Here is a 5,609-nt window from a genome sequence, read left to right on the forward strand (position 1 = left end):
GAAGAGACCGCCGCCGAAGAGACCGCCACCGCGGTTGCCGGAGAGCACCGAGTTGATCAGGATCCCGCCGAGGACGGCGCCGAGCGTGCCTGACCCGGTGCCGCCTTGACCTCCGCCCTGCCCGAGGCCGGTACCGGGGCCGGGCCCGCCCGCGAAACCGTCGACATCCGCTCGTGCCAGGGTGATCGACTCCGCGGCGAGCGAGCCGGAGCGCTGCGCGGCGGTGAAAGCGGAGCCCGGGTCGGTCGCGCGGGTGCCGTCGGCCTGGGCGAGCAGACGTCCGGCTTCGGCGAGCCGGGTGCGCGCCTCGGCACCGACGGCGCCGCGCCTGGCCGTGATGAAGTCCTCCGCCGCCGAGACCTGGCCGTGCGCGGAGAGCAGGGCCTGGTCGAGTGCGGCCTCGGTGCGCTGCGCCTGGGCGGCCGCGTCCCGCACCCCCTGCAGCGCGGCATCCATGCGCGCGTTGGTCGCCTCGAGCCGGCCGAGCAGTTCGAGCGGGTTGATCGGTCCGGCGCCGAGCCGGGCGGAGACCTCGGCGACGGCGCGTTCGGTGTCGGCGATGACGCCGGCAGGGGTGGCGGGCAGCGCGCGGGCCGCGGCGAGATCCCCCTGCAACTCCGCGAGTGTGGCCGAGACCCGGTCCGCCGCCGCGGAGAGGTCGGTTCCGAGCCGGTCGACGGCATCGAGCAGCAGCCCGGCCTGGTCGACCGATTCCTCCGCCGCACGGATCCCGACGGCTGCTCCCGGCGGGTCGCTCTCGATCCGTTTGCCGGCCTCCGACAGTGCCGTGCGTGCGAAGGCGATGCGCTCCCTGGCCTGGTCGGCATTGTCGGCGACGGTCCCGAGTGCGGCCGCGGTATACCGGCCGGCGAGTTCGGCGATACGGGCGGCGGCGGGCGCGATCCTGCTCTCGGCGGCGTCGGCGTCGCGGGTAGCGGATGCCGCGGCGGCCGGAGCGTTCTTCTCCAGCTGGCGCAGCGCGGCGAAGTCCGCCGCCTGGTCGTCGAGGGTCGTGTTGGCCTGCTCGCAGCCGTCGAGGATGGCGAGGAACCAGTCCCTGCGCTGCTCCTCGGTGTCGGGGACGGCGTCGTCGAGCTTCTGCTGGAGGGTGAACGCGGCCCGGAGCGCGGCCTTCGCGGAGTCGAGGGCCGTGCGGAACGCCTCCGTGGCCTCCTGACCGTACTGGGCGAGGGCGAAGCCGAGCTCCTGCTCGCTCGACGTCACGGCGTCATCGGTCTGGACGAGGGCGGTCGCCGCCCGCCGGGAGAGCTCTTCGGTGGAGAGGGCGGCGGGCTGCCCGGTTCCGACGGGAGGCGCTGCACCGGCTGCACCGGCTGCACCGGCTGCAGCCACCGCCGCGCCCCGCCGTCTGCGAGCGAAGAACACGATCGTCCCCGCGACGATCGCGATGAAAACGACGAGCGCCACGAGGATCACCGTGATGAGGCCGCCCCCGGAGGCCCCTCCTCCGGGATTCGCGGTACCGGGGGTGAGCGAGGGCGCTGGAACCGGCTGGCCGCCGATCGTCGCCGCGAAGCCGTTCGCGGCGCCGATCGCCGCCCCGGCCCAGTCGTTCACGCGCAGGGCCGGTTCGATCGCGACGGTTTCGACCTCCAGAAGTTGCGCATCCGTCAGGGTCGAATTCTGCGCGACCGAGAGCTGGTACTGGCGGTCGCTTGTTGCGACGGCAAGCAGCACGTCGTTGGTGCCGAGCCCGTTCTCGTCGGCGGTCTGGTCTGCCCACTGCTGGCGGTCGGCGACTCCGGTGAAGCTGTCGACGTAGGCGACGAAGAGGTCGGTGCGGGTCTCCGCGTAGAGCCGGTCGAGGGCGGCGGTCACCTCCGCGGTGCGGGAGCCGAGGGCGCCGACCCTGTCGACCACGTGGCTCGACCCGAAGCTCGGGGGATCCTCGGCGGATGCCGGAGTCCCCGGCCCTGCCCCGAGGCCCACGACCGCGAGGACGACCCCCAGGAACAGCAGCCGTCGTGACCGCATGGACTCGCCTCCTTCGGCGCGGGAATGGCAGGCGAGCACCGGTGTCCGGCGCTCTCCTGCCGCGAGCATAGAACGGCCAGACCCACCCGTCTACGAACCTTCTGTTGCGCACTGTGACGGCCCCGTTCGCGTCCGGAGCCGGCAGTGCCCACACTGGGAACACCGCACACGATGAAACAGCCTGGAGGGCAGCATGGCCGAGACCACCGCCCCGCGCCTCGCGGTCGTCGAGGTCACCGGAAGCCGCCCGGACCGGCCCGCGTACCACGCCAAGGTCCAGGTCCTCAACGGAACCGTCGTGGCCGCAGCCGAACAGGGCGGCTGGGCCGTCACCCGCCTCGCCGCGGCCGACATGACCATCGCCACCCTGCTCACCGCGACAGCGGATGCCGACGCGATCGTCATCCTCGGCGGGGAAGACATCACTCCCCGTTTCTACGGCGGCGTCTCCGGTTACCCGGAAGAAACCCTGCATTTCCCGGTCGCCGACGACGGCCAGCTTGCGCTCGTGCGCCGCGCCCTCGAGCATGGCACCCCGCTGCTCGGCATCTGCCGCGGCCTCCAGATCATCAACGTCGCCCTCGGCGGCAGCATCGTGCAGCACATCGACGAAGGCATCCACCGCAACGTCGACGTGCCGATCGACCGGATCCTCCGCGAACACACCGTCGAACTGCTCGAGGGCACCGTACTCGCCGACAGCCTCGGCGGCGCGTTCGCCGCCGTGCAGAGCGCGCACCACCAGAGCGTCGACCGCCTCGGCACCGGCCTCCTCGCCGCAGCGGTGGCCCCCGACGGGCTCATCGAGGCCGTCGAGCACGAGTTCGCGCCGATCACCGGCGTGCAGTGGCACCCTGAGGCCCCCGACGCTCCCGCCGACCAGCTCCCGCTGCTGCTGAAGAGCCTCGAGCGCCAGCTCGCGGCCATCGAAGCGGCCGGTCGTATCGCGGCCTGAGCTGAGCTGAGCCGACCCGAGCCCGGCATCCGCTCGGGTAGAGTGTGGGCACCTGTCGAAAGGACCGCACCATCGCAGACGACACCCTTTCCGGCAGCATCATTCCGGGCAGCACGAACCCCGACGACGCGCTCACCCGCGCCACTGTCGACCTGCTGCGCGACCTGATCCGCAACGCCTGCGTCAACGACGGCACAGCGGACTCCGGCGGCGAGATCCGCAGTGTGCGCACCCTCGAGGGCTTCTTCGCCGGCTCCGGCCTCGACCTCGAGGTCGTCGAACCGCACCCGGGCCGGGCCTCCCTGATCACCCGCATCCACGGAACGGACCCCGGCGCGCCCTCCCTCGCCCTCGTCGGCCACCTCGACGTCGTCCCCGTGCACGAGGCCGGCTGGAGCCGCGACCCGTTCGCGGCGGAGATCGTCGACGGCGAGATCTGGGGCAGAGGCGCTCTCGACATGCTCTGCCTCACCGCGAGCTACGCCGCCGTCACACGTGCCATCGCGACCGGTTCGTTCCGACCCCGGGGCGACCTCGTGTTCGCGGCCGTCGCCGACGAGGAGGCCGGCAGCGGCCTGGGCGTCGAGTGGCTCACCGAGAACCGCCTCGACCTGATCGACGCCGACTTCGTCCTCACCGAGTCCGGCGGCGTGCCTGTCGGCCCCACCCCCTCCATCTCCACGACGATCGGCGAGAAGGGCCTCGCCGGCCGTCGCCTCGTCGTGCACGGCACCCCCGGGCACGGTTCGGCGCCCTGGGGTGCCCGCAACGCCGCCATCATCGCAGCGGATGCGGTGTACCGGCTCTCCCGGTACCACGCGCCCGTGCAGATCACCCCGGACTGGCGCCGCTACGTCGCGGCGCTCGACCTCGACCCGGCGCTCGCCGCCCGGCTCCTCGACCCCGTGCGCATCATCGACGCCCTGCACGAACTCGGCACCCTCGCCGGCTTCGCGCACGCCTCGACCCACACGACCGTTTCGCCGAACGTCGTGCGGGCCGGTGACAAGGACAACGTCATTCCCGCCCTCGCGACGGTGACCCTCGACATCCGGGTGCTGCCCGGCATCGCGGCGGCGGATGTCGACGCCTACCTCCGCGAGGCGCTCGGCGAGCTCATGGCCGACGTGACGATCGAGGGCGAGGGGTTCGAAGCCGCGACCCGCTCTCCGATCGACACACCGCTCTACGACGCCGTCGGTGCGGCCGCCCGCCGGGCGTACCCGAACGCCGACCTGCTGCCGATGCTGAGCGTCGGCGGCTCAGACGCCCGGTTCTACCGCCGCCGCGGCATCCCCGCATACGGTTTCGCCCTGCTCAGCCGGCGCTGGGACTACGGAATGTTCCGCCAGCTCTTCCACGGCAACGACGAGCGGATCGACGTCGAGTCCGTCTCACTCACGGTGAACGCCCTCGACGCCGTCGTGCGGGACCTGCACGGCTGATCGCTTCACGCGGGGAGTCCCGGGGTCGAGCCGCTCGCAGTTGATAAATTGCATGCAATGCTGCACTGTAAGTAGCAGTTGACGTCCGTCGTCACCTGCTCCGGACCTGCGCTGAGGATGGCCAGTGCATGCACGGGCGGCCGCCGGGGCGACGACCCGGACGAGAGGTCGATTCAGGTGGCACAGCGCGGGTCCGCCAGCGTCGCTTCTCTCCTGCCCGACGCGCCGGGATCGATCCGGGTCTCGTTCATGGCGATTCTCATCGGGACCGTCGCATACGCCGCGTCGACGTTCCTCGTGACCGGCCCCGGCCGCCCCGGGTGGCTCGACGGCTGGTTCTACATCGCGCTCGAACTCGGAGCCGCGACCCTGGTCGGAGCTCGAGTGGTCCTGCGCGCGATCGAGCGCCCCGCCTGGGGAGCGCTTGCCGGCGCCCTGTACGCCGTCGCGCTGTCGGACGCGGCCGGCACGGCGGCGGCCGCAACGGACCATGACGCCGCCGCCGTGCTGGATGCGTTCGCCTTCGCACTCGACGCAGCCTTCTTCGGGCTCGCCTTCGCCGGGCTGGTCCTGCTGGTGCGGAAGCGGCTGCCGCCGTCAACGGCCTCCGTGTGGCTCGACGGTGTGATTGCAAGCCTGGGTCTGCTGTCGATCGCGTCTGCGCTCTTCTATCGCGCCGCCGACGAGATCACCGTCGACAGCCTGATCTCCCTCGTCTACGCGGTCGCCCCGCTCGTGCTCGTCGCCATCCTTGTCGGCACGGCCGCCGCCCTCGGCCGGCGCCCGAGTCAGATCTGGGCGCTGTGCACAGCTGCATTCTCGTTGATGGCCCTGGGCAACCTCATCCAGGCGACCGGCCTTCCCGGGCTCGATCTGCCGGGAGCGCCGGTCAACGCGCTCTGGCCGCTCGCGGCCCTGCTCCTCGTGGCCGCGGCCTGGCGGTCCCGGAGCACCCCGAGGCCTGTCGGGTCGGATTCGGCGTTCGTACTGGCGATTCCCTCGATATTCACGCTCGGCGCCCTTGCGGTTGCCCTGGTGAATCAATTCACCTCCCTGTCGTACTTCTCGATCGTCACCGCCGTCGTGACCGTGATGGCTGGTGCCCTGCGCCTGTTGTTCGCGGTGCGGGATGCTGATCGGTTGCGGGTGCGGCAGGTGGAGTTGAATGTGAGTCTGGGGTTGGCGCGGGATGCGGCGTTGGCGGCGACGACGGC

General features: G+C 71.8%; 4 protein-coding genes. 3 read left to right on the forward strand and 1 reads right to left on the reverse strand.

Going from position 1 to position 5,609, the window contains the following annotated elements; all coding sequences use genetic code 11:
• On the reverse strand, positions 1 to 1,995 hold a 1,995-nt coding region (locus QN357_RS17560), incomplete at its 3' end, for a TPM domain-containing protein (RefSeq protein WP_323505281.1).
• A 193-nt stretch (positions 1,996 to 2,188) separates the two neighbouring features.
• Here QN357_RS17560 and QN357_RS17565 point away from each other — a divergent pair.
• The 3 genes from QN357_RS17565 to QN357_RS17575 form a co-directional block, all read left to right on the forward strand.
• A complete protein-coding gene (locus QN357_RS17565) occupies positions 2,189 to 2,950 on the forward strand; it encodes a gamma-glutamyl-gamma-aminobutyrate hydrolase family protein (protein ID WP_134449817.1) in 762 nt (253 codons plus the stop codon).
• Between the two features lie 44 nt (positions 2,951 to 2,994).
• Complete coding sequence (locus QN357_RS17570; RefSeq protein WP_323505282.1) at positions 2,995 to 4,395, forward strand: M20/M25/M40 family metallo-hydrolase; 1,401 nt, start codon at positions 2,995 to 2,997, stop codon at positions 4,393 to 4,395.
• Positions 4,396 to 4,644: 249 nt separating this feature from the next.
• Positions 4,645 to 5,609 (forward strand): hypothetical protein (locus QN357_RS17575; protein ID WP_323505283.1); only part of this gene is annotated, 965 nt, incomplete at its 3' end.

Origin of the sequence: Cryobacterium sp. RTC2.1, from assembly GCF_035018685.1 — a bacterium.
GTDB lineage: Bacteria > Actinomycetota > Actinomycetes > Actinomycetales > Microbacteriaceae > Cryobacterium > Cryobacterium glucosi.

Excerpts from the sequence above, each read along its gene's own strand:
- QN357_RS17565 (WP_134449817.1), top strand. The coding sequence starts at position 2,189 with ATGGCCGAGACCACCGCCCCGCGCCTCGCGGTCGTCGAGGTCACCGGA.